Source organism: Streptomyces lushanensis, assembly GCF_001700515.1.
GTDB classification, from domain to species: Bacteria; Actinomycetota; Actinomycetes; order Streptomycetales; family Streptomycetaceae; genus Streptomyces; species Streptomyces lushanensis.
The window spans coordinates 1-22,263 of record NZ_MAUD01000070.1 but is presented as its reverse complement, the minus strand read 5'-3'; the positions used below and the strand labels follow the sequence as shown (position 1 = coordinate 22,263).

Here is a 22,263-nt window from a genome sequence, read left to right as displayed (position 1 = left end):
GCCCCCTTCCCCGCTTCCGTCCCCGTCCTCGACATCGGCTCCGCGCGCCTTCGCCGCCGTCAGCGCGGCCTCCAGCGCCCGGTCGAGACCGGCGAGCACCTCCGTACCGATGACCGTCCCCGCGGCTGCGGGCCGGGCGGCTCCTCGCCGGGTGCCCGCGAGAAGCACGGCGCGCGACGGGTCGACATAGAGACCCATCAGCCAGACGGGAGCGCCGGGCAGCGGTGGTCTGGTCGGTACGGACGGCGCCCGTGCCTCGTCGGCGCCGAGCCGCCAGCGCCGCCGGATCCCGGCGACCGTGGCGTGCGAGAGTCCCAACTCGCGTGCCACCGCGCGGGACGCGCCGCTGCCGCCGGGAGCCAGCAGCGTACGGGTGACGACCTCCGCCTCGTCGACCGTGGCCGGTCTGCCGGTGCGCGGCCGGTGTTCGAGCCCGTCGAGTCCCGCGCTCGTCCAGCGCTGGCGCCAACTGCCCACGGTCTGCCGGGACACCCCGAGCCGGCGGGAGATCTCGGCGTCGCGCAGTCCCTCGGCGGCGAGCAGCACCACGCCCGCGCGTGTGGAGAGCGGGCCGCCCTCCTCGGCCCAGCGGCGCAGGACGGCCCGGTGCTCCGGGGGCAGAGAGCCGACCGGGCCGTCGTCCGGGAGAGCCTCAGGCATCGCCGCCTCCGGCCCCGCGTGCGCCGGCCCCGTCCCGTGGACCGTGGTCGCGCACCAGCCGCAGCGTGAGGATCTGGAAGGGCCGCAGGGCCAGCGTGACCGTGCCGTTCTCGTGCGGGCGCTCGGCGAGCGTCTCCTCCAGCAGATCCGTCTCGCGGGCGCCGGCGACCGGGAAGCCCGCGGTGAGTGACGTACGGACCCGGCCGCCGCGCGACTCGTAGAGCCGTACCACCACATCGCCCGAGCGGTCGTCCGCCAGCTTCACCGCCTCCACGACGACATCGGGATGGTCCACCCGGACCAGCGGCGCGGCGGCGGGTCCGGGAGGCCCGGCGGCTCCCGGGCGCGGCGGCAGCGTGAGCGCGTATCCCTCGCTGATCGCGTCACCGATGTCGGCGCCCGGCCGCAGCGTGTGCCGGAAGCGCTGCGGTCCTCGGTCGGCGTGCGGATCGGGGCTGTGCGCGGCGCGCAGCAGGGAGAGCCGTACGGTCGTGGTGGTGCCCGCGTCGTCCCGGGTGTGGCGCGAGACGTCGTACCCGTACGAGGAGTCGCTCGCCAGCGCCACGCCCCAGCCGTGTTCGCCGACATGGATCCAGCGGTGCGCCCACAGCTCCGAACAGGCCGCGCCCGCACCCGAGTTCTCATGCGTGGGACGTCCGGCATGGCCGAACTGGATCTCGCCCGTGCTCTGTTCGGCGTGCACGTCCAGCGGCCAGACCGCCTTGAGGACCGTGTCCCGCTCGCGCCAGTCGACCTCCGTCTCGACGGTCAGGACAGGGCTGCCCGCCGTCAGGGACAGCACCTGCTCGATCGTGGATCTGCCCGTGGTCCGCACCACCCGCACGGAGCACAACAGCGGTCCGCTCTCCGTCACGTCGAGCGCGCACGCGCGGTTGAGATCGCGGCCGGACCGCCGGTGGTGCGGATCCAGATTCCAGGCGCTCCCGTGCGCCGGGTCGTCGCGGTGCAGCCGCAGCAGATTGCCCGCCGCGCCCGGCGCGATGGCGTCCCGGCCGCTGGTCAGGTCCAGCGCGGAACGCACCAGTCCCTCGGCGTCGATCCGGACCCGCAGCAGCCCGTTGTCCAGCAGCGCTCCGCCACCGTCCACCGGCCGTACGGTCACCGGGGTGACATCGGCGGGTGCCGCTCCGGCCGGACCAGCACTCACCGGACCAGCACTCACCGGACCCCGGCCGAGCGCGGGCGCCTGGGCCAGTACGGCGACCCTGCCGTCGGACAGCCGCTGACCGCCGTCGGCGGGCCGGTCGCCGTCCAGGACGACCACCTCGCGGCGCGGTCGCGGCCCCGCGTTGTAGAAGGCGGTGCCCGTGTCGTCGGGCGTCCCGATGGCGCGGCGGATGAGCTGTTCGAGAGCGCGACGGATCTCCCGGTGGCTCCGCTCGGCCTCCTGGTGCACCCAGGCGATCGAGGTGCCCGGCAGGATGTCATGGCTCTGGTGCAGCAGGACCTTCTTCCAGAGCGCTTCCAACTCGTCGTACGGATACGGGATGTTGTCCCGCACCGCGGCCGTCGCCGACCACAACTCGGCCTCGCGCAGCAGCGACTCGGCGCGGCGGTTGCCGCGCTTGGTGCGCGCCTGGCCGGTGTACGTACCGCTGCGGGCGCCGGCGAACAGCTCACCGCGCCAGACCGGAGCGTCCGGGCACTCGTCGAGGGCATCCCGGAAGAAGTGCGAGGGATGCTGGATCCCGACCCTCGGTGAGCCCTCCAGATCGGCCAGCCGGCGGGCGCGCTCCAGCGTCTCGCGCGTGGGACCGCCGCCGTCCGTGTGGCCGAAGGGCAGCAGCGAGCGGGTGCCGGCGCTCCCGGCGGTGTGCGAAGTGTTCGCGGTGTGACTGGTGAACTCGGTGACGGTATCGGACAGTTCGGCGCCCGTGAGGGCCGAGCCCCGGCCGGGGCCGGGCGGGACGTGGCTGAAGAGCCGGGTACCGTCGAGGCCCTCCCACCGGAAGGTGGGACAGGCCGGACCGTACGTGCCGTCCTCGTCCGGCCGGCCGCCCAGGAACCAGCGGGCCCCGGCGAGCGCGGCCAACTGCGGGAAGGCGGCGCTCATCCCGAACGAGCCCGGCAGCCAGACACCGTCCGAGTCGGTGCCCAGCTCCTCGCGGTAGAAGCGGCGGCCGTACACGAACTGCCGGGCCAGGGCCTCACCTCCGGGCAGTGTGCCGTCGGGCTCCACCCACATCCCGCCGACCGGTGCCCAGTTGCCGTCGGCGACGGCCTTGCGCACCCGCTCGAAGACATGCGGGTGGTGGTCCTTCATCCAGGCGTACCGCTGGGCCGAGGAGGCCGCGAAGGCCAGCTCCGGATACTCCTCGGCCAGCGCGGTCACCGTGCTGAACACGCGGGCGGTGTGCCGTACCGCCTCGCGCATCGGCCACAGCCGGGCGGAGCCGGCGGGCGTGTGGCCGACGGCGGCGACGGTGTGCGCCGACTCGTGCGCGCGGCGGGCCAGTACGGGGGCGAGGAGCTCGCGGGCGGTCCTGGCGGTCCCGGCGGCATCGCGGGGGTCGACGGCGTCCACGGCCTGTTCCAGGGCGCGCAGGATCTCGTGTCTGCGGGGCGTCCCCACCGGAAGCGCGCGCATCAGCCCGTCGAGGACATCGATGTCATGGACGAGCTGCCAGATGTCCTCGTCGCGGACGGCGAGATCGGCGCGGAGCAGCCGGTGGAGCGGCTCGTCGCCCGCGGTGACCGGATCGCCGTACAGCGATCCGCCACCGGATCCGGCGTCGATCGGCGGATTGGCGGCGGCCTCCACGAGCAGCGCGACCTGTTCGCCGCCGCTCGCCGCCGCCGCTACGGTCAGGGTCCGGTTGAGCGGATGCAGCCCTTGCAGGGGAGTGCCGTGCGCGTCATGGACGAGTCCCTCGGCGTGGCTGTCGAAGCCGAGGTCGAAGACCGCCTCCACCCGCCGCCCGGCCCAGCGCTCCGGGACGGTGGCCCGGACCTGGAACCAGGTGGTGGACCAGGGGCGGCCCCACAGGTCACCGACGGCGAAGGGCGTGTAGGCGGCCCGGAGGGCCACATCGACAGGAACCGGCTCACCGGGAATGTGCCAGGCACCGACCTCCATCGGAAGTCGCGCGGTGTGGAGCGCGGGACGCAGACGGGCGGCGAGGAAATGGGCTATCCGCTCTTCTCCGGACTTCCTGCGGTCATGCATGGGCGGCCCTTCCTGTCCAGCCAGTAACCGCCATGTAAAACCAAGAGTGTTATCAAGTCAACGCCTTTCCCCATTCCTCCTTGTTCCTGGTGGTGAGGGCCCATGAAGTATGTGTCAGGCAATTAATCATCCGGATGGTGAAGACTCTGGAAAGTAATTGAATTGACGATTCCTCTCCGCCGCCGGGACTACCGGCCCACCGGCTCCGGCCTGGTGCACACGCTCTCCACCGGCAGACTTCGCTCCTCCCGCGCCGACGCGAGCAGCGTCAGCATGATGTCCAGGACATGGCGCGACAGCTCGGCCGACGCCCGGTGCGGCCGGCCGGCGGCGAGCGCCTCGGCCAGATCGGCGAGGCCCGTACCCCGCCCGGCTCCGGCATATCCGGCCGACACCGGAAGGGTCTCCCAGTCACCGCCGTCGCGGTGCAGCTCCACGGGCCCGTCGAAACCGTTCGGATCGGGTACCGAGAGGGAGCCCTCGGTGCCGTGCACCTCGATCCTCGGCAGCCGCGCGGCATGGATGTCGAAACTCATCAGCAGGGTGGTGAGCACTCCGCTCGTATGGTGCAGTACGCCGGTGACGTGCGTGTCCACCTCGACGGCGAACCGCTCGCCCGCCCGGGGGCCGCTGCCGATCTCCCGCTCGGCGCGGGGCCGTGACGCGGCGCCGGTGACCTTGAGGACCGGTCCGAGCAGATGGACCAGGGCGGAGAGGTAGTACGGCCCCATGTCGAGCAGCGGACCGCCGCCCGGTCGGTAGTAGAACTCCGGGTCCGGATGCCAGCGTTCGTGTCCCGGGCCGGTCATGAAGGCCGTCGCGGCGACCGGTGTGCCGATCAGCCCGTCGTCGACCGCCTTGCGCGCCGTCTGGACGCCCGTGCCGAGTACGGTGTCGGGCGCGCAGCCGACCCGTAGCCCGGCGGCTCCCGCCGCGGCCAGCACGGCGTCCGCCTCCGCGCCGGTGGCGGCCAGCGGCTTCTCCCCGTACACATGGCGGCCCGCGGCGAGCGCCGCGAGGGCCACCTCGGCATGGGCCGCGGGAATGGTGAGATTCAGTACGGCGTCGACATCGGCGCGTGCCACCAGCTCGGCCACCGAACCGCTGACCGCGACTCCGGGCACCCGGGCGGCCACCGCGCCGGCGCGGCCGGGATCGAGATCCGTGACGGCCGTGAGCGCGAGGCCGTCCAGCCGTTCCAGCGTGTCCAGATAGGCACCGCTGATCCTGCCCGCGCCGACCATGCCGATCCTCAGCGGCTGGCCCACAGGAGCCCCCTCTCGGTGAGTGTCCGTACCTCGGGTACGTCGAAGTCGTCCGGCTTGTGCCCGACGGCGGAGACGAACACCCGGCCCGCTCCCCAGTGCCGCGTCCAGACGGCGGGCATGGTGACCGGCCGCGCCCGCTCCTCGTCCGCCGGGAACTCGGTGGTCGCGAGGACATCGATCAACGGGTCGGTGGACAGCCAGTACTTCTCCGTGTGGACCCGGAAGTCGCCGAGTCCGGCGATCACCGGATGACCTGCGTGCTCCTCGGCGAGCGTGACCGCGTGGTCGGAGAAACCGGTCGGGTGCATCAGGAACTGGCCGCCGGTCAGAAGGTGATAGCCGACATCGCCGCGGAAGGAGTCGACGATCCCGCCGTGCCAGCCGGCCAGTCCGGTGCCCGCGCGGACCGCGGCGGCGAGTCCGGCGCTCTGCTCGGCGGTGATCTCGCCCATGGACCAGCACTGGACCACCAGATCGGTGGCGCCGAGGAGTTCGGCGTCGGCGTAGACGTCGAGAGTGCCGCAGACGCGGATGTCGAAGCCGCGATCACGCAGGAAGGGCAGGAACAGCTCGGTGACCGCCACCGGCTGATGTCCCTCCCAGCCGCCGCGGACCACGAGCGCCTTACGGGTGCCGGAGGTCTCGGAGGTCATGGTCGTTGCACACTCCCATCGGTGTTGCGCAGCAGGGCCCAGCGGTCGTGCTCCAGCGGCTCGGGCACGGGATGGCGGCGGGCGGCGGTCTCGTCGAAGTCGACACCGTGGCCGGGTGTCCCGTGCGGGACGAGACCTCCGTCCCGGGCCGTGACGGTGCCCGGGAACACCTCGGCGACCGCCGGCCCGAACACCGCCGCCTCCTGGATCCCGAAGGCATGGCTGCTGATGTCCAGCGCGAGGGTGGCGGCCTGGGCGACAGGGCTGACATCGGCGGGCCCGTGGGGTGCGAGCCGTACCCCGCGCAGCTCGCAGAGCGCCGCCAGTTTCCGGACCGGGGTCAGTCCGCCCAGCGTCGGGATCCTCACCCGGGCGAAGTCGATGACCGGCACGGGCCCGTCGAGCAGCGGCAGGAACTGGCCCACGTCGCTGAAGAGCTCACCGACGGCGAGCGGCACGGAGGAGCCCGCCCGCAGCCCCGCGAAGTGCGCCGCGTCCTCCGGAGCGAGCAGATCCTCGACGAAGTAGAGCCCGGCTCCCTCGACGCGGCGCAGGAAGTCCCGTGCCTGCCGGGGATCGAGCCGCTCGTGCACGTCGTGCAGCAACTCCGTCCCTTCACCGACCCGTTCCCGTACCTCGGTCAGGATGCCCGGCACCGTCCGTACGTACGCGGCCGAGTCCCAGGGCACCGCGCGTCGGCGCAGCGCCCGCGCGTCGGCCGCTCCGTCCCCCTTCGTGCCGTAGGTGTCCGAGCCGGGGACCGCCGCCTGGACCCGGACATGCCGGTAGCCGCGCTCCCGCGCGGCCGTCACCTTCTCCGCGAGCTCGGCGGCGCCGGCGCCGTCCACATGGGTGTAGGCGTCGGCGCGGGTACGGACACGCCCGCCGAACAGCGAGTACAGCGGAGCGCCGAGCCGTTTGGCCTTGAGGTCCCAGAGGGCGACATCGACACCGCCCAGGGCGTTTCCGGTGATCGAACCGCCGCGCCAGTAGGCGCTGTTGAGCATCAGCCGGTGGAGGTCCTCGATGTCGTCGGGATCGCGCCCGACGAGCAGCGGCGCCAGATAGTCGTCCAGCACCGACCGTACGGCGAGGGTGCGCTGCGGATCGCTGGCGCACCCCAGGCCGTACAGCCCCGGCTCATTCGTCTCGACACGGACGATGAGATGAGGGCAGCCGTGCGGGGCTGTCAGAAAGGTGCGCACGGCCGTGATGCGGACCTTGGCGCCGCGTTCCTCGACCCAGGGCGCGGGCGCGAGAACACCGGGAACATCGGGAGCGCCGGTGACACCGGAAGCACCGGGAGCAGCGGGAGCAGCGGGAACAGAGAGAGGATCGGAGCGGGCACCGGGCTGAGCCATGCGAACTCCAGCATACGGATAGCGGAATGATGTACCGCTACCCGAACGTAGGGAGGTCCACTTTGATTTGTCAATGACTCTACCAAATATCGCCCGGAGTCCTGGGCGGTCCTCAGTGCTGTCCGAGCCGTTTGAGCAGAGTGCCCAGTGAATGGGCCGCCTCGGTGACCGCGCGGGCGACCTCCTCGGCGCGCGCGTCGTCCATCCGGCTCTTGGGCGCCGAGCAGCTGATCGCGTCGCCGCCGCCGTGGCCGGTGCCCAGGGCCACGGCCACGCACCGTATCTCGGGCGAGTTCTCGCCGTCGTCCATCGCCCATCCGCGCAGCCGCGCCTCGGCGAGCTGGGACAGCAGCGACTCGGGATCGGTGACGGTGTCCGGAGTGAGCCGTTCCAGGGGCCAGTTGAGCCGCATCCGCACCTCGGCCGCGTCGTACTGGGAGAGCATCGCCTTGCCCAGCGCGGTGGCGTGCGCCGGGAGTCTGCGGCCCACCGCCGAGTACATCCGCAGCGCGTGCCGCGACTCGCGTTTGGCCAGGTAGACCACGTCCGTACCGTCGAGTCTGCCGAGGTGCACCGACTCACCGGTCTCCTCGGCGAGCGCGTCGAGCACCGGCCCGGCGAGGCTCGCCACATCGTCGCCCTCCAGATAGGCCGTGCCCGTCAGCAGTGCTTTGAGGCCGAGGCTGTAGCGGGTGCCCGAGGCGTCGAGGTCCACCCAGTGGCGCGCCTCCATCGTGCGGAGGATCGCGTGCAGACTGCTCTTGGGCACGGCCATGACGCCGGCCATCTCGGCGAGGGAGAGCCGGGCACCCTCCGCGCCGAGTAGTTCGAGCACCTCCAGTACCCGAGCGGCGGACTTGACCTCTTCGGGCTTGCGCCCGCGCGCTGCTGCTGCCACCGATTCCACGGAACCTCCGCTTCCCGCACCGGCGCCCCTCGGCGATCCGGTCAGCACGAAATCTTGACGTGCGTCTTGACGCTATATCACCCCGACCATAAGTTCAGTCACTCCAACGTCATTCGGTCTTCTGAACGGTTGATCCTGAGGTAGGGGCGATGCGCATACCATTTTCGCGGAATGTCCGGCTCGCGGCGGTCGCCGCGGCGACCGCGCTCTCACTGACCACCCTCGCCGCCTGCGGCGGATCGTCCGACTCCGGCGGGGACTCCGCCTCACTGGAGATGTGGACCTTCAAACAGTCCCATGTCGGCGCCCTGCGCAACGCGGCGGCCGAGTTCAAGAAGCAGACCGGTATCTCGGTCAAGGTCGAGGCGTACACACCCGACGACGCGTACCAGACCAAGGTGCAGAGCGCGGCGAAGACCGGCGACCTGCCGGACGTGCTCGAGGTGCACTCCGACGGCGAGGACCGCGTCTTCGGCGCGGCCGGGATCCTCGCCGACATCAGCGGCGACTTCAAGGGCGAATGGGCCGACCGTATCCAGCAGCCCGTCCAGCAGTCCGGACTCGTCACCGAGCAGCGCTTCAAGGACGCGCAGCCCGAGACCGCCAGGGACCACGGCATCGAGAAGGGCGCCCGCTACAGCGTGCCGCTCACGGTGGGCACCTTCGGCATCGTCTACGCCAACAAGAAGATGCTGGCCGAGGCGGGCATCACCGAGCCTCCGGCGGACTGGGCCGGATTCCTCGACGCGCTCAAGGCCACCACCGCCAGGAATCCCACCACCGGCGGTCTCGCCCTCGGTCTCAAGATCCAGGCCACCGGACTGACCTGGATCCTCCAGCCGCTCGCCTTCAGCCAGCTCGGACAGCAGGGGTACGAGGCCCTCTTCGGCGAGGACGAGGGCGCGGACTTCGCCTCGCCCGACGGGATCAAGGTGCTGAGCCTGTACGACCAGCTCACGCCGTACTGGATGCCGGGCACCCAGACCCTCACCATCGACGAGGCCGACCAGGCCTTCGCCCAGGGCAAGGCGGCCTTCGACGTCGGCGGCACCTTCACCCTCGCCTTCCTCCAGCAGAACGGGATGAGCCCCGACGACGTGTTCGCGTTCGCGCTGCCCTCCCTGAAGGACGGCGCCGTACCGGACCGCGCGCTCGGCCCGCTCGCGCTCACCGGTCTGAGCGTCACCGCGACCAGCGACCAGCCCGACAACGCCAAGAAGTGGATGGAGTTCCTCTCCACCCAGAAGGCCGCCGCCCGGTTCGCCAAGGACGCCTCCGACGTACCGGCCACCGAACTCGGCGCGGACGCCTCCACCGTCCTCGGCCCGGCGCTCTCCGCCATGGTCGACAGCTTCAAGGGCACCCCGCAGAACACCTACGATCCCAACCGCGGCAACGAGTTCCGCGCGCCGGGCTACGAGCAGGACGACGCCGGCGCGATCCTCGCCGATCTCACTCCTCTCAAGCAGAAGTCCGTCGAGGAGACGGCGAAGAAGCTCCGTGAGCTGAACGCCTCCTACTGGGCGGCGGCACGGTGACAACGGTTCCCGGCGCGGTGACGAAGGCGCCGGCGGCAGGAGGCACGCGCCGCCGGCGCCCGCGTTCGTACGAGACGCTCACCGGGTATCTCTTCGTGGGCCCCGCCGTGGTCCTGTTCTGCGTCATGGGCCTGTACACCGTCGGCTACGGCTTCGCGCTCAGCTTCGCCACCTGGAACGGCTTCACCCCGAACTGGAAGTGGGTCGGCTTCGACAACTACGCCGATCTGCTCTGGCGCAGCCCGGTCTACGCGCCCCGGGTGCGGCACGCCACGCTGAACACCCTCTGGGTCATGATCGCCGCACCCGCCCTGACCGTCGCGGTGTCCTTCCCGCTGGCCGTGCTGCTCAACCGGGTCCGGCGGTTCCGGTCGGTGCTGCGGTCGGTGTACTTCCTGCCGTATGTCACCAGCGGGGTCGCGGTCTTCTTCGCCTGGCAGTACATCCTCCAGCCGGACGGCGCCGTCAACCTCCTGCTCGGCGGCCTGGGTCTGGGCTCGCTCCAGCAGCCGCAGGGGTGGCTCGGCAATCCGTCCACGGCCCTGCCCGCCATGATCGTGGTGACGGTCTGGGGACAGGTCCCGGTCGCGATGCTGCTCTATCTCACCGGGCTCCAGGGCATCGACCGCAGCGTGCTGGAGGCCGCGGAGCTGGACGGCGCCGGCTGGTGGCGCACCAACGCCTCGGTGGTGTGGCCGCTGGTGCGGCCCATCACCGCCGTGGTGGTGCTGCTCAATCTGCGGGAGTCGCTCCAGGGCTTCCAGACCTTCCTGGTGATGACCAACGGCGGCCCGGGGGACCACACCAATGTGCTGGGCCTGGAGGCGTACCGCCTCGCGTTCCTGAAGAACCTCGCGCCCACCCTGGGGCTCGCCAGCGCGCTCGGCTGGATCCTGTTCGCCGCCGCCGTGGTACTCGCCCTGATCAATCTGCGCGCGCTGCGGAGCAGAACATGACATCGCGGAGCACGACATGACATCGACATCTCCCGAGGCGCGAACTTCCCGTGCGCGCACCGGTCCGCCCGGCGAACGCGCCGCCCGTACCCGTCGGCTGGTCGCCCGTACCGTCGTCGGCGCCCTGCTCGCGCTGTACGGACTCGTCAGCGTCTATCCGTTCCTCTGGATGGTGTCGGCGGCCTTCAAGGACCGGATCGAGGTCGTACGCGGGGGACATCTCATCCCGGACGACCCGACGCTCGACACACTCGTCGACACCTGGAACAAGCTGCACTTCTTCGACTTCTTCCTGAACAGCCTGCTGGTCACGGGCTACACCGTGGTACTGACACTGGTGATCTACGCGGCGGCCGGCTACGCCTTCGCCGTACTGCGCTTTCCCGGCCGGGGCGCCCTCCAGAAGCTCTTCGTCTCCCTGCTGTTCGTCCCCGGCATCACGGTGATGCTGCCGATCGTGCTGCTGGAGAACAAGATGGGCATCCTCGGTACGCACTTCGGACTGGTGCTGCCCTTCGTCAACGGCGGTGCCCCGCTGTCCATCCTGCTGATGACCGGGGCCTTCATGGCCGTACCCGGCGAGCTGCGCGACTCCGCGCGGGTCGACGGCGCGAGCGAACTGCGCATCTTCACCGGGGTCTATCTGCCGCTGGCCAGGCCCGCGCTGATCACGGTGGCGCTGCTGACGGCGATCCCCACCTGGAACGAGTTCCTGCTCACCCGGGTCTCGCTCAACGATCCGTCCACCTACACCCTGCCGCTGGGTCTCCAGACGCTCTCGGCGGAGAACGTGCCGCACTACAACAATCTGATGGCGGGCGCGCTCATCGTGGTCATCCCGGTGATCCTGCTCTTCCTCAGTCTCCAGCGGTACTTCGTCAACGGACTGGTCGGGGCGGTGAAGGGCTGATGCGGGTACTGGTCACCGGAGCCGCCGGCCACATCGGACGGTTCGTGCTCGACGATCTGCTGGCCCGGGGCCACAAGGTCGTCGCCACCGATCTGCTCCCGGTGGACGAGCCGCGCGCCGAGTCCGTCCACACCGGGGATCTGCGCGATCCCGATCTGGTGCGCGAGGCGATGGACGGGGCCGAGGCCGTCGTCCATCTCGGCGCGATCCCGCACCCCAACGTGGACGACGCGAGTGATCTCTTCGCCACCAACTGCCTGACCGCTCACCGGGTGCTGGACGAGGCCGGGCGCGCCGGTGTCCGCCGGGTGGTGGCCGCCTCCAGCATGGCGGCCGTCGGACTCGCCTGGTCGCCGGTGCCGCAGTCGCCGCGGTACGTCCCCCTGGACGAGGAGCATCCCACGCTCGTCCAGGATCCCTACGGACTGTCGAAGATCGTCCTGGAGGAGACCGCCCGCGCCGTCCACCGCCGCCACGGGACGGACATCGTCTGTCTGCGGCTGCCCTTCACCGGGACCGGGGAGCGGCTCCTGAGCCAGTTCGCCGCCGTGCGGGCCGATCCGGCGGCGCACCGGATGGATCTGTGGGGCTGGCTGGACACCCGGGACGCGGCCGAGGCCGTACGGTGCGCGCTGGAGGCCGAGCTGTCCGGCTGCCATGTGCTCAATGTGGCCGCGCGGGACACCAGCTCACCGGTGCCGACCGCCGAGCTGATGGCGCGCTACCACCCCGGCGTGCCCGTCTTCGACGAGCTGGCGGGCCACGACTCGCTGTTCGACAGCGGGGCCTGCGCCCGGCTGCTGGGTTTCGTACCGCGCCACGGGCGTCCGCTCGCGGGACCGGATCCCTGCCCACCACCCGGGTGCGTCGGCGGGGGCCCGGGTTAGGCTGCCGATGTCCTCGGGACGTCCCCGGACCGGCAGACCGGCAGACCGGCAGACCGACGGGGTATGAGCCGCACGAACCGCACGACCGGATATGGAGAACGCGCACCATGGACACCGCCTCGCGCCCCACCGGGGAGCTCACCTACCGGGACGCCACGGCGGCCGACACCGAGGCGCTCGTCGCCCTCGTCGAGTCGGCCTACCGCGGGGACAGCAGCCGCGCGGGATGGACCACCGAGGCGGACATCCTGGAGGGCCGGCGGACCGATCCGCAGGGCGTGCTGGAGGTGATCGAGGCGCCGGCCAGCCGGCTGCTGGCGGTCGAGCGCGACGGTGGGCTGGTCGCCTGCTGCCAGCTCGAACACCGCGGTGAGGCCGCCTACTTCGGGATGTTCGCCGTACTGCCCTCCGCGCAGGGCGGAGGTCTCGGCCGGCGGGTGATCGCCGAGGCGGAGCGCGCGGCGCGGGAGACCTGGGGCGTCCGTGAGATGCACATGACCGTGATCACGGTCCGCGAGGAGCTGATCGCCTGGTACGAGCGGCGCGGCTACCGCCGTACGGGAAAGCTCTTCCCGTTCCCGTACGGCGACGAGCGCTTCGGCATCCCGCAGCGCGACGACCTGGCGTTCGAGCTGCTGGTCAAGCCGCTGGTCTGAGACCGCGCGCGGTCCGGGACGACACGTGGCGTGCCCGGTCCGGGACCGCGCGCCCGGCCCGTGACCCGTACGCCCGTCCCATCGCCGTGACTCAGGCCGTGAACCGGCCGGTCCGCCGGATCTCCGGGAGATCGGTGGTCACCGCGTCGAGCTCGAAGGCCCGCGCGAGCCGGAGCTGATCCTGGGTGTTCACCACCCAGCCGATCACCCGCAGCCCCCTGTCGTGCGCCCGCTCCACGACCTCCAGCGTCAGTCTGCGGATGTTCAGGGCCAGTGAGGCGGCGCCCACCGCCTCGGCCCGGTCCACCACGTCCGCGCCCCAGCGGCTCGCGATCAGCACCGTCCGTACTCCCGGTACCAGCGCCGCGATCTCGGCGATCGCCGCGTCGTGGAACGACGAGACCTCGACGCGCCCGGTCAGCGCGCGCCGCCGCATCACCTCGGCCAGCGCCCGCGCGGCGGCCACGTCCTTGATCTCGGCCTGGAGCGGGGACCGTACGGCGTCCAGGACCTCCTCGAAGACCGGGATCCGCTCGCCGTCCCCCGCGTCCAGCTCCCGCAGCTCGGCGAGCGTCCGGTCGGCGATGGCGCCCGTGCCGTCGGTCGTCCGGTCCACTTCGGTGTCATGCATGACGACGAGCGCGCCGTCCTTGCTCAGATGCAGATCCAGCTCGATGGCGTCCATGCCGGCGCGCTCCGCCCGTACGAAGGAACGCAGGGTGTTCTCCGGTGCGACACCCATCACTCCACGATGACCGATGGTCTGGAAAGTCAAGGTTCGTCTCGCTTCCGTCGACTGCGGCTCTCTCGCGCGGCAGCCTAATGGCCGGTCACGAGATGGGAACCCGTCGCGCACCGGCGAGCCGCCTCGATGAGCGGTGGCCCGCCGGGGCCTGGTGCGGCACGATGGAAGTGTGTGTCGCACCTCATTACGGCAGGAAAAACAGCGGTGACCATGGGGGGTCCGCAGGATAATTTGTCACAGCCGTTCTTGTATGGCGGAACAAGGGACCTATACGGTGTCTTTACGCCAAGATCTCGCGTGGAGGAAGTGACATGACGGAAATTCTTGCGCAGAACACCGCGCCCGGCACAAGCCGTGCTGCCCGTGCCGATGATGCCGCCGGTGCCGCCCGAGTGGTGGAGCATCCGGCCTGGGCACAGCTCAAGAATGCCGTCGAGGAGATCCGCCCGTGGCAGTCCAAGGACGGCTCGATCGACTTCGACGCCGAGGGCGCTCCGGCGCGCGGGCTCGTCGAGGCGACGCTCGACCGGGTGACCTCCGCCGTCGAACAGCTCTCCCCGCTGCTGCCGCACGACACCGCGTACCACCGGGCGCTCGTGGCCGACCTCCGCAAATGGGCCGACAGCGCCTTCGACGTCCCCGACTTCCTGGACTCGCTGCTCGCCTTCCAGCCCGCGGCCGACCGACGGGACGGGCTCCAGCATCTCGCCGTCTTCCCCATGTACACGCAGAACGGCAACCCCGACCGCAATCTGGAAGCCGTCGCGCTGCGGATGGTCTGGCCCGAGTGGCTGGCCGAGCTGGAGCGCACGCGCTACGACAACCCGCTCTTCTGCGGGATCACCTTCGAGGACTTCACCGCCGGGTACGACACCAACTCCGCGGTGTTCTTCCCGGAGACCATCGCGGTGCGCGAGGCTCCCGAACGGTTCACCTGGGGCGGGATCTTCTGCGACCGCGAGGCCGCCCGCTTCCGCCGCGTCACCGAGGCCGCCGTACGCACCCTCGGCGTCGAACTGCCCGACGACATCACCGAGATGGTCGCCGACCAGGACCGCTGCCAGCAGGCCTTCGTGCTCTGGGACATGATCCACGACCGGACGCACAGCCATGGCGACCTGCCGTTCGACCCGTTCATGATCAAGCAGCGCCAGCCCTTCTGGATGTACGGACTGGAGGAGCTGCGCTGCGATCTCACCGCGTTCCGCGAGGCCGTCCAGCTGGAGGCCGACGGTGTGGCGCAGGGCCGCGACGTCCAGTACGCCGTGCTCTTCGACCGGATGTTCCGCTTCCCGGTCACCGGCGCGCGGGTACGGAACTACGACGGCCTCGGCGGCCAGCTGCTCTTCGCGTATCTGCACCGGCACGAGGTGCTGCGCTGGACCGACAACACCCTGCGGATCGACTGGGAGCGCGCTCCCGGTGTCACCAACCAGCTCTGCGCGGAGATCGAGGACCTCTACCGGGCCGGCATCGACCGTCCCAAGCTGGTCCACTGGTTCGCGGCGTACGAACTCGTCTCGGCGTACCTCTCCCCGCACCCCGGCTCCCGCTGGGCCAAGGGCCCCGACGCGCTCGACCTGTCACAGCCGCCCCGTAAGCTCGTGGACGACGTGCTGCCGGACGAGTTTCCGCTCAGCATGTTCTACGAGGCGCTTGCCAAGAAGCTCAAGAACGTGATCGCCTCCACCAAGGGGATCACCGCCACGAGCACCGAGCGGGTGGCCGCGTGACCCATCGGCCGCGGGAGGCGACGAACGTGCACGGGAGTGGCGGGAACGGCGGTACGGGCGGTGGCGCGCTGGACGGCGCGGTCGTCGCGGTCGCGGGAGCGGCGGGCCCGGCGGGCCGCGCCGCCCTGCTGCGGCTGGCGGAGGCGGGCGCCGTCGTCGTCGCGGCCGACGCCGACCCGGCGCGGCTGGCGGAGGCCGTCGACGCCGCCCGTTACGCGCACGGCGGAGCCACGGTCACCGGGGACACGGTGGACCTGCTCGATCTCGACGCCACACGCCTCTGGGCGGCCAAGACCGAGAAGGAGTTCGGCCGGATCGACGGGCTGGTCCATCTCGTGGGCGGCTGGCGCGGCAGCGCCTCCTTCGCGGAGACCGACCTCGCCGACTGGGAGGTGCTGGAGAGACTGCTGATCCGCACGGTCCAGCACACCTCGCTCGCCTTCCACGACGGTCTGCTGCGCAGCGACCGCGGCCGGTTCCTGCTGATCAGCGCCGCGGGCGCGACCAGGCCCACCGCGGGCAACGCCGCCTACGCCGCGGCCAAGTCCGCCGCCGAGGCCTGGACGCTGGCGCTGGCCGACGCCTTCCGCAAGGAGGGGGGCGAGGAGGGACCGCGCGCGGCGGCTGCCATTCTGGTGATCAAGGCGCTGGTGCACGACGCGCTGCGCGCCGAGCGCCCGAACGCCAAATTCGCGGGCTTCACGGACGTCACGGTGCTGGCCGAGGCCATCGCCGCTGTCTGGGAGCGGCCCGCCACGGAAGTGAATGGAAAGCGCCTGTGGCTGACCCCCGAGCCGTGAGCCGTACGACGGACGCGCGCCGGCACCACGATCCCGAGGTACGCGGCTTCGCCAGCGACAACTACGCCGGCGCCCACCCCGAGATCCTCGCCGCCCTCGCCCTCGCCAACGGAGGCCATCAGGTCTCCTACGGCGACGACGACTACACCGACCACCTTCAGCGGATCATGCACAGCCACTTCGGGCAGAGCGCGGAGGCGTTCCCGGTCTTCAACGGCACCGGAGCCAATGTGGTGGCGCTCCAGGCGCTCACCGACCGCTGGGGCGCGGTGATCTGCGCTGAGTCGGCGCACATCAATGTGGACGAGTGCGGTGCGCCCGAACGGGTCGGCGGCCTCAAGCTGCTGACCGTACCCACACCGGACGGCAAGCTCACGCCCGAGCTGATCGACCGGCAGGCATGGGGCTGGGAGGACGAGCACCGGGCCATGCCCCAGGTCGTGTCGATCACCCAGAACACCGAGCTGGGTACGGTCTACACGCCCGACGAGATCCGGGCCATCTGCGCACACGCCCATGAGCGGGGCATGAAGGTGCATCTCGACGGCGCGCGCATAGCCAACGCGGCGGCCTCCCTGGACGTCCCGATGCGCGCCTTCACCAATGCCGTCGGCGTGGACGTCCTCTCGTACGGCGGCACGAAGAACGGCATGCTCTTCGGCGAGGCCGTGGTCGTGCTCGACCCGGACGCCGTGCGGGCGATGAGGCATCTGCGCAAGCTCTCGATGCAGCTCGCGTCCAAGATGCGTTTTGTGTCGGTCCAGTTGGAGGCGCTGCTCGCGGGCGACCTGTGGCTCCGCAACGCCCGGCACAGCAACGCGATGGCGCGGCGGCTCGCGGAGGGCGTGCGCGCGGTGGAGGGCGTGGAGATCCTCCATCCCGTCGAGGCCAACGCCGTCTTCGCCCGGTTGCCGCACGAGGTCAGCCTGCGGCTCCAGCGGCGCTTCCGGTTCTACTTCTGGGACGAGAAGGCCGGGGACGTCCGCTGGATGTGCGCCTTCGACACCACCGAGGACGACGTGGACGCGTTTGTGCAGGCGCTGAAGGAAGAGATGGCCGCCTAGGACGTGGCCGGGGCTGGAAGTGAGCCCCGGCGCGCGCGTCTTCGTCGCGCGCGTCACGGGCCGTGCGGCGGGCGACGGATCCGGGCCGGCGCGGGGCCGTACGGCTCGGCGTACGGCCTGTCGCGCGGCCACGGAACCCTCACGCGTGACGGTTCCGGGTCCGTCGGCAGATCGGCAGTGACGTTTCGGCCGGGACGGCTCAGCTCGTCTCCAGCTCGCGGGCCTCGGCCGCCGTCGGCGCCGTGCCTCCCAGGTGCGTCGGCACCCACCAGGTGTCGTTCGCGTCCCTGGGGCGTACCGGATAGGCGCGCTGCGCCGCCTCCAGCAGCTCCTGCACCCGCTCCCGCAGCCGCCGGGTGATCGCGCCCGCGTACTGGTCCGCCGCCGCCTCCACCTGCTCGCCGATCCGCATCGTCACCGGGATGTGGCTGCGCCGGAAGTTACGCGGACGGCCCTTCGTCCACAGCCGCTGGGTGCCCCACAGCGCCATCGGGATCAGCGGCACCCCGGCCTCCTGCGCCAGCCGGGCCGCACCCGACTTGAAGCTCTTCAGCGTGAAGGACTGCGAGATGGTGGCCTCGGGGAAGACCCCGACGATCTCGCCCGAGCGCAGCGAGTCCAGCGCGTGGGAGTACGCCTGCTCGCCCTGCTTGCGGTCGACCGGGATGTGCTTCATCCCGCGCATCAGGGGGCCCGAGACCTTGTGCCGGAAGACCGACTCCTTCGCCATGAAGCGCACCAGACGCTTCTGGGGCAGCGCGGCCAGTCCGGTGAAGACGAAGTCCAGATAGCTGATGTGGTTGCTGACGAGCACGGCGCCGCCGGTGCGCGGGATGTGCTCCGAACCCTGCGTGTCGATCTTCAGGTCCAGCGCCTTGAACATCGTGCGGGCGGCGCCGATGACCGGTCGATAGACGAGCTCTGCCATCTGGAGGGGACCCTTCTGTTCCGGGGAGGGTTCTCCCGGCGGAAGTTACGCAGCCGTAGGTTTTCGGCATTGCGCCGATGGTGCCCCATACGCGGCCCCGTGGCCAGTCCTCGTCTGCGCGCGGGGCGAGATTCTCGTCACGTCAGCGCAGCCCGGCGTTGGCCCGCCGTACGAGCAGATACATCTCGCAGCCCAGGCAGTAGCCGAACGCCGCGTTGAGAAACGCGGCGGCGAGCGCGCAGCCGGTGGCCGCGAGCCCGAGCCAGAGCGGACCCCAGAAATAACCGACCAGCCCTGTCAGGGAGAAGACCAGTCCGACCGCCTGGGCGAACCGCGGCGGCTCGGGCGACTCGAACTCCACGGGCGGGCCGATCCGCGGCCGTACGGCCGTACGGAACAGCCGGCCGTACGGCGAAGCCCCCACGCCGCCCACCGCGCCCAGCGCGAAGCACAGCGCCTGCCAGGCGAGCAGCACACCGCTGCCGGTGGTCAGCACCACGGCGAGGACGAGGGTGGTGACGGCCGCACCGAAGCGCGGCCCTCTGATGTCGATGTCCATGACGCCAGCATCTCCCGCCGGAGCCGCCCGGGGACCGCGGAATATTTTGCGGTTGTGTGAACGCTGCATCGCAGGGTGCCGGTGTGTCCGGGCGCCGGACCGGGGTGAGGACGGACGGAATGACGGGACTGGTGGTGTGCGCGGCGGTGCTCGCGGCGGCGAGCGCCTTCGGGCTGCTGAGCCGTCGTGTCGACGGGAGAATGCGGATGCGGGTGAAGGACGGCGAGAAGCGGCTCGGCGCCGCCGAGCTGGGCGCCGAACTGGGGGAGCGGGCCACGCTCGTCCAGTTCTCCAGCGCGTTCTGCCAGCCCTGCCGGGCGACCAGACGCACCCTCAGCGAGGTGGCCGGAATGGTCGACGGGGTCTCACACGTCGAACTCGACGCCGAGGAGCGGCTGGAGCTCGTACGTGAGCTGGGCATCCTGAAGACGCCCACGGTGCTGGTCCTCGACGCCGCGGGCCGCATCGTGAGGCGGGCGGCCGGACAGCCGCGCAAGGCCGATGTGATCGCCGCGCTGGGCGAGGCGGTGTGAGCCACGCACTTGACTGCGCCCGCCACGCATCGTCACCCTGACGAGGTGCCCCAGGAACTCCTTCTCCACGGGCGGGTCCATGTCGACCTGGCCCGCAACGCGAGTGCGCGCTGTCCGGGCTGCTGAGCAGCCACGGATCCCGTACGTATCTCCCGCAGCCCGCAGAAGGACAATTCGACATGACGGCGACACCCGGTCTCGGCACTCCCCAGCTTGCCACTCCCGAGCTGCTCCGCTCGGTGTTCCGCCGGCACGCGGCGGGCGTCGCGGTCATCACGGCCCAGGGCGACCGCCCGGTCGGATTCACCGCCACCTCGCTCAACTCCGCGGCCGCGGAGCCTCCGTTGATCTCCTTCGGCGTGGGCACCACGTCGTCGAGCTGGCCGGTCCTGGCCGAGGCCACCCATGTCGGCGTCCATATCCTCGGTGAGCACCAGCGGGAGCTGGCCGCCACCTTCGCGCGCAGCGGCGCGGACCGTTTCGCGCCGCCCACGGCCTGGCGTACCGGACCGGAGGGCGTGCCGGTGCTCGACGGGGTGCTGGCGTGGCTGGTCTGCCGAGTGGTCGCCCGTGTGCCCGCCGGGGACCACCGTCTGATGATCGCGCAGGTCGTCGTCGGCGATCCCGCGGGCGCGGGCCGGCCGCTTCTCTACCATCAGGGGCGTTTCAACGCGCTGCGCGACTGAGTCTTCCCGGCGGGGCCGCGATCCTGCCCGGCGTTGGCAATCTCACAGTTACAAGCGCTTGCTCAGGGGGAACCCTCTGGCTGTACCGGCGAGTAATATTGCTTCCCCGTACGCCCGGTCCCCCGACCGGAAACCGCCCCATAAGGCGCCTATGCTGCGTGCGACAAGGCAGCCCGGAAATGACGATGCAGTAGGAGAGCCGGCGTGAGCTTGAGGATCGTTGTCTGTGTGAAGTATGTGCCGGATGCCGGTGGCGACCGGCATTTCGCGGGGGATCTGACGGTGGACCGTGATGACGTGGACGGTCTGCTGTCGGAGCTGGACGAGTACGCGGTCGAGCAGGCACTGCGGATCGCGGGTGACTGGGACGGTGACGGCGACGCGGAGATCACCGTGCTGACGGTGGGTCCCGAGGATGCCCGGGACGCGCTGCGCAAGGCCCTGTCCATGGGCGCGGACAAGGCCGTGCACGTGGAGGACGACGCTCTGCACGGCACCGATGCCCTCGGCACCTCCCTGGTGCTCGCCAAGGCGGTCGAGAAGACCGGATACGACCTGGTCGTCTGCGGAATGGCGTCCACGGACGGCACGATGGGTGTGCTGCCCGCGCTGCTGGCCGAGCGGCTGGGCGTCCCGCAGGTCACGCTGCTGTCCGAGGTGTCGGTGGAGGACGGTGTGGTGCGGGGCCGCCGCGACGGCGACACCGCGAGTGAGGTGCTGGAGGCGTCCCTGCCCGCGGTGGTGTCGGTGACGGACCAGTCGGGCGAGGCCCGCTACCCGTCGTTCAAGGGGATCATGGCGGCCAAGAAGAAGCCGGTGGAGTCCTGGGACCTGGACGACCTGGAGACCGAGGCGGAAGAGGTCGGCCTCGCCGGGGCGTCGAGCGTGGTGGACACGGCGGTGGCGCGGCCGGCCCGTACGGCGGGCACCGTGGTCAAGGACGAGGGCGAAGGCGGCAGGCAGCTCGCCGAGTTCCTCGCGGGCCAGAAGTTCATCTGATCCCCCGCGCCCGCCGATCCGACCCGCACACCTCGCAAGCAGGAGAGAAGACGTCCCATGGCTGAAGTTCTCGTCTATGTCGATCACGTGGACGGCTCCGTCCGCAAGCCCACCCTGGAACTGCTGACCCTGGCCCGCCGCATCGGCGAACCCGTCGCCCTGGCCCTCGGCACGGGGGCCGCCGCGACCGCGCCGGTGCTCGCCGAGCACGGTGCGGTCAGGGTCCTCGTCCACGACGCTCCCGAGTACGCCGACTATCTGGTCGTGCCGAAGGTGGACGCGCTCCAGGTGGCCTGCGAGGCCGTCTCGCCGGCCGCGGTGCTGTTCCCGTCGTCGGCGGAGGCCAAGGAGATCGCCGGGCGGCTCGCGGTCCGTACCGGCTCCGGCCTGATCACCGACGCCGTCGACCTGGAGCCCGGTGAGCAGGGCCCGGTCGCCACGCAGTCGGTGTTCGCCGCCGCGTTCACCACCACCTCGCGCGTCACCAAGGGTGTTCCGGTCATCACCGTCAAGCCGAACTCGGCCCCGGTCGAGGGCGCCCCCGCCGCCGGCACCGTCGAACCCCTGGCCGTGACCTTCGGGAAGAGCGCCACCGGCACCAGGGTCGTCTCGCGTACGCCGCGTGAGTCGACGGGCCGCCCGGAGCTGACCGAGGCCGCGATCGTCGTCTCCGGCGGCCGGGGCGTCAACGGCGCGGACAACTTCGCGGTCATCGAGGCGCTGGCCGACTCGCTCGGCGCGGCCGTGGGCGCCTCCCGCGCCGCCGTCGACGCCGGCTGGTACCCGCACGCCAACCAGGTCGGCCAGACCGGCAAGAGCGTCTCCCCGCAGCTCTACATCGCCTCCGGCATCTCCGGCGCCATCCAGCACCGCGCCGGCATGCAGACCTCCAAGACCATCGTCGCCGTCAACAAGGACGCCGAGGCGCCCATCTTCGACCTCGCCGACTACGGCGTCGTCGGCGACCTCTTCGAAGTCGTCCCCCAGCTCACCGAAGAGATCAAGAAGCGCAAGGGCTGACACGGGAGCCGAGCCGTCACGGCGCGGTGCGCACGGTCCCGGGGCCGCGCGGTGATCCTCACCGCGCGGCCCCGCGCCGTCCGTTGACGCGTCTCGGACCCGCCGACTAACGTCGTTCAACGGATTGTTGAATCCGGAAAGCGGAAGACCGGGACGGAAGGGCGTGGGGCATGGCGCGGCGGGAGAACGTGGCCACGAGTCTCACGGCCGATG

Annotated in this window: 21 protein-coding genes; 12 read left to right on the top strand and 9 right to left on the bottom strand. The window is 71.1% G+C overall.

Going from position 1 to position 22,263, the window contains the following annotated elements; genetic code table 11:
* From BFF77_RS06285 to BFF77_RS06260, 6 genes are all read right to left on the bottom strand, one after another.
* A partial coding sequence (locus BFF77_RS06285; protein WP_141698368.1) for a helix-turn-helix domain-containing protein occupies positions 1 to 660 on the bottom strand: 660 nt, incomplete at its 3' end.
* A complete protein-coding gene (locus tag BFF77_RS06280; RefSeq protein ID WP_066944667.1) occupies positions 653 to 3,847 on the bottom strand; it encodes an alpha-mannosidase in 3,195 nt (1,064 codons plus the stop codon). The genes BFF77_RS06285 and BFF77_RS06280, both read right to left, overlap by 8 nt.
* 188 nt (positions 3,848 to 4,035) lie before the next feature.
* Positions 4,036 to 5,115, bottom strand: a complete 1,080-nt coding sequence (locus tag BFF77_RS06275) for a Gfo/Idh/MocA family protein (protein WP_066944665.1) — start codon at positions 5,113 to 5,115, stop codon at positions 4,036 to 4,038.
* Positions 5,100 to 5,768 carry a ThuA domain-containing protein gene (locus tag BFF77_RS06270; protein WP_066944663.1) on the bottom strand — a complete coding sequence of 223 codons (669 nt, stop codon included), beginning with the start codon at positions 5,766 to 5,768 and terminating at the stop codon, positions 5,100 to 5,102. The genes BFF77_RS06275 and BFF77_RS06270 overlap by 16 nt, the downstream gene beginning before the upstream one ends.
* Entirely contained in the window at positions 5,765 to 7,129 is a 1,365-nt protein-coding gene (locus tag BFF77_RS06265) for an enolase C-terminal domain-like protein (protein WP_079124885.1), read from the bottom strand. Before BFF77_RS06265 ends, BFF77_RS06270 begins: the two co-directional genes overlap by 4 nt.
* A gap of 112 nt (positions 7,130 to 7,241) precedes the next feature.
* Complete coding sequence (locus BFF77_RS06260; RefSeq protein ID WP_066944671.1) at positions 7,242 to 8,027, bottom strand: IclR family transcriptional regulator; 786 nt, start codon at positions 8,025 to 8,027, stop codon at positions 7,242 to 7,244.
* Positions 8,028 to 8,185: 158 nt separating this feature from the next.
* Between BFF77_RS06260 and BFF77_RS06255 the strand changes: the two genes are divergently transcribed.
* From BFF77_RS06255 to BFF77_RS06235, 5 genes are all read left to right on the top strand, one after another.
* Entirely contained in the window at positions 8,186 to 9,574 is a 1,389-nt protein-coding gene (locus BFF77_RS06255; protein ID WP_079124883.1) for an ABC transporter substrate-binding protein, read from the top strand.
* 17 nt (positions 9,575 to 9,591) lie between these two features.
* Complete coding sequence (locus BFF77_RS06250) at positions 9,592 to 10,530, top strand: carbohydrate ABC transporter permease (RefSeq protein ID WP_245703282.1); 939 nt, start codon at positions 9,592 to 9,594, stop codon at positions 10,528 to 10,530.
* A gap of 16 nt (positions 10,531 to 10,546) precedes the next feature.
* Positions 10,547 to 11,440 carry a carbohydrate ABC transporter permease gene (locus BFF77_RS06245; RefSeq protein ID WP_066944659.1) on the top strand — a complete coding sequence of 298 codons (894 nt, stop codon included), beginning with the start codon at positions 10,547 to 10,549 and terminating at the stop codon, positions 11,438 to 11,440.
* Positions 11,440 to 12,327, top strand: a complete 888-nt coding sequence (locus tag BFF77_RS06240; protein WP_066944656.1) for an NAD-dependent epimerase/dehydratase family protein — start codon at positions 11,440 to 11,442, stop codon at positions 12,325 to 12,327. The genes BFF77_RS06245 and BFF77_RS06240 overlap by 1 nt, the downstream gene beginning before the upstream one ends.
* A gap of 107 nt (positions 12,328 to 12,434) precedes the next feature.
* A complete protein-coding gene (locus BFF77_RS06235; RefSeq protein ID WP_066944655.1) occupies positions 12,435 to 12,983 on the top strand; it encodes a GNAT family N-acetyltransferase in 549 nt (182 codons plus the stop codon).
* Between the two features lie 91 nt (positions 12,984 to 13,074).
* Here the strand turns inward: BFF77_RS06235 and BFF77_RS06230 are convergent, their stop codons facing one another.
* Positions 13,075 to 13,758 (bottom strand): glycerophosphodiester phosphodiesterase, encoded by a 684-nt coding sequence (locus BFF77_RS06230; RefSeq protein WP_079124882.1) that lies wholly within the window; start codon positions 13,756 to 13,758, stop codon positions 13,075 to 13,077.
* A 281-nt stretch (positions 13,759 to 14,039) separates the two neighbouring features.
* Between BFF77_RS06230 and BFF77_RS06225 the strand changes: the two genes are divergently transcribed.
* Genes BFF77_RS06225 through BFF77_RS06215 form a run of 3 tightly spaced genes read left to right on the top strand, consistent with a single transcriptional unit; the run spans position 14,040 to position 17,325 of the window.
* The gene (locus BFF77_RS06225; RefSeq protein WP_066944650.1) at positions 14,040 to 15,461 is read left to right on the top strand and encodes a DUF6421 family protein; all 1,422 of its coding nucleotides are present in this window, start codon (positions 14,040 to 14,042) and stop codon (positions 15,459 to 15,461) included.
* A complete protein-coding gene (locus tag BFF77_RS06220) occupies positions 15,458 to 16,261 on the top strand; it encodes an SDR family NAD(P)-dependent oxidoreductase (RefSeq protein ID WP_079124881.1) in 804 nt (267 codons plus the stop codon). Before BFF77_RS06225 ends, BFF77_RS06220 begins: the two co-directional genes overlap by 4 nt.
* Positions 16,240 to 17,325: a threonine aldolase family protein gene (locus BFF77_RS06215; RefSeq protein ID WP_066944646.1), complete on the top strand. Its 1,086-nt coding sequence runs from the start codon at positions 16,240 to 16,242 to the stop codon at positions 17,323 to 17,325. The genes BFF77_RS06220 and BFF77_RS06215 overlap by 22 nt, the downstream gene beginning before the upstream one ends.
* A gap of 199 nt (positions 17,326 to 17,524) precedes the next feature.
* On the opposite strand, the gene BFF77_RS06210 is transcribed toward BFF77_RS06215, so the two are convergent.
* Together BFF77_RS06210 and BFF77_RS06205 are read right to left on the bottom strand one after the other, a co-directional pair.
* Positions 17,525 to 18,253, bottom strand: coding sequence for a lysophospholipid acyltransferase family protein (locus BFF77_RS06210; protein ID WP_066944644.1), 729 nt, complete (start codon positions 18,251 to 18,253; stop codon positions 17,525 to 17,527).
* Between the two features lie 142 nt (positions 18,254 to 18,395).
* Entirely contained in the window at positions 18,396 to 18,812 is a 417-nt protein-coding gene (locus BFF77_RS06205; RefSeq protein WP_066944642.1) for a DUF4395 domain-containing protein, read from the bottom strand.
* A 119-nt stretch (positions 18,813 to 18,931) separates the two neighbouring features.
* On the opposite strand from BFF77_RS06205, the gene BFF77_RS06200 reads away from it, so the two are divergent.
* The 4 genes from BFF77_RS06200 to BFF77_RS06185 all read left to right on the top strand — a co-directional run bounded on the left by BFF77_RS06200 (position 18,932) and on the right by BFF77_RS06185 (position 22,050).
* The gene (locus tag BFF77_RS06200; protein ID WP_066944640.1) at positions 18,932 to 19,345 is read left to right on the top strand and encodes a TlpA family protein disulfide reductase; all 414 of its coding nucleotides are present in this window, start codon (positions 18,932 to 18,934) and stop codon (positions 19,343 to 19,345) included.
* 179 nt (positions 19,346 to 19,524) lie between these two features.
* The gene (locus BFF77_RS06195) at positions 19,525 to 20,031 is read left to right on the top strand and encodes a flavin reductase family protein (RefSeq protein ID WP_066944638.1); all 507 of its coding nucleotides are present in this window, start codon (positions 19,525 to 19,527) and stop codon (positions 20,029 to 20,031) included.
* A 204-nt stretch (positions 20,032 to 20,235) separates the two neighbouring features.
* Positions 20,236 to 21,030 carry an electron transfer flavoprotein subunit beta/FixA family protein gene (locus tag BFF77_RS06190; RefSeq protein ID WP_066944632.1) on the top strand — a complete coding sequence of 265 codons (795 nt, stop codon included), beginning with the start codon at positions 20,236 to 20,238 and terminating at the stop codon, positions 21,028 to 21,030.
* Positions 21,031 to 21,087: 57 nt separating this feature from the next.
* Positions 21,088 to 22,050 (top strand): electron transfer flavoprotein subunit alpha/FixB family protein, encoded by a 963-nt coding sequence (locus tag BFF77_RS06185; protein WP_066944630.1) that lies wholly within the window; start codon positions 21,088 to 21,090, stop codon positions 22,048 to 22,050.
* The last annotated feature ends 213 nt before the right edge of the window (positions 22,051 to 22,263 follow it).

Bases quoted from the DNA above. Each gene is read 5' to 3' on its own strand.
- BFF77_RS06280 (WP_066944667.1), bottom strand. From the start codon at position 3,847: ATGCATGACCGCAGGAAGTCCGGAGAAGAGCGGATAGCCCATTTCCTC.
- BFF77_RS06270 (WP_066944663.1), bottom strand. From the start codon at position 5,768: ATGACCTCCGAGACCTCCGGCACCCGTAAGGCGCTCGTGGTCCGCGGC.
- BFF77_RS06265 (WP_079124885.1), bottom strand. From the start codon at position 7,129: ATGGCTCAGCCCGGTGCCCGCTCCGATCCTCTCTCTGTTCCCGCTGCT.
- BFF77_RS06255 (WP_079124883.1), top strand. From the start codon at position 8,186: ATGCGCATACCATTTTCGCGGAATGTCCGGCTCGCGGCGGTCGCCGCG.
- BFF77_RS06245 (WP_066944659.1), top strand. From the start codon at position 10,547: ATGACATCGACATCTCCCGAGGCGCGAACTTCCCGTGCGCGCACCGGT.
- BFF77_RS06240 (WP_066944656.1), top strand. From the start codon at position 11,440: ATGCGGGTACTGGTCACCGGAGCCGCCGGCCACATCGGACGGTTCGTG.
- BFF77_RS06235 (WP_066944655.1), top strand. From the start codon at position 12,435: ATGGACACCGCCTCGCGCCCCACCGGGGAGCTCACCTACCGGGACGCC.
- BFF77_RS06225 (WP_066944650.1), top strand. From the start codon at position 14,040: ATGACGGAAATTCTTGCGCAGAACACCGCGCCCGGCACAAGCCGTGCT.
- BFF77_RS06210 (WP_066944644.1), bottom strand. From the start codon at position 18,253: ATGGCAGAGCTCGTCTATCGACCGGTCATCGGCGCCGCCCGCACGATG.
- BFF77_RS06205 (WP_066944642.1), bottom strand. From the start codon at position 18,812: ATGGACATCGACATCAGAGGGCCGCGCTTCGGTGCGGCCGTCACCACC.
- BFF77_RS06200 (WP_066944640.1), top strand. From the start codon at position 18,932: ATGACGGGACTGGTGGTGTGCGCGGCGGTGCTCGCGGCGGCGAGCGCC.
- BFF77_RS06195 (WP_066944638.1), top strand. From the start codon at position 19,525: ATGACGGCGACACCCGGTCTCGGCACTCCCCAGCTTGCCACTCCCGAG.
- BFF77_RS06185 (WP_066944630.1), top strand. From the start codon at position 21,088: ATGGCTGAAGTTCTCGTCTATGTCGATCACGTGGACGGCTCCGTCCGC.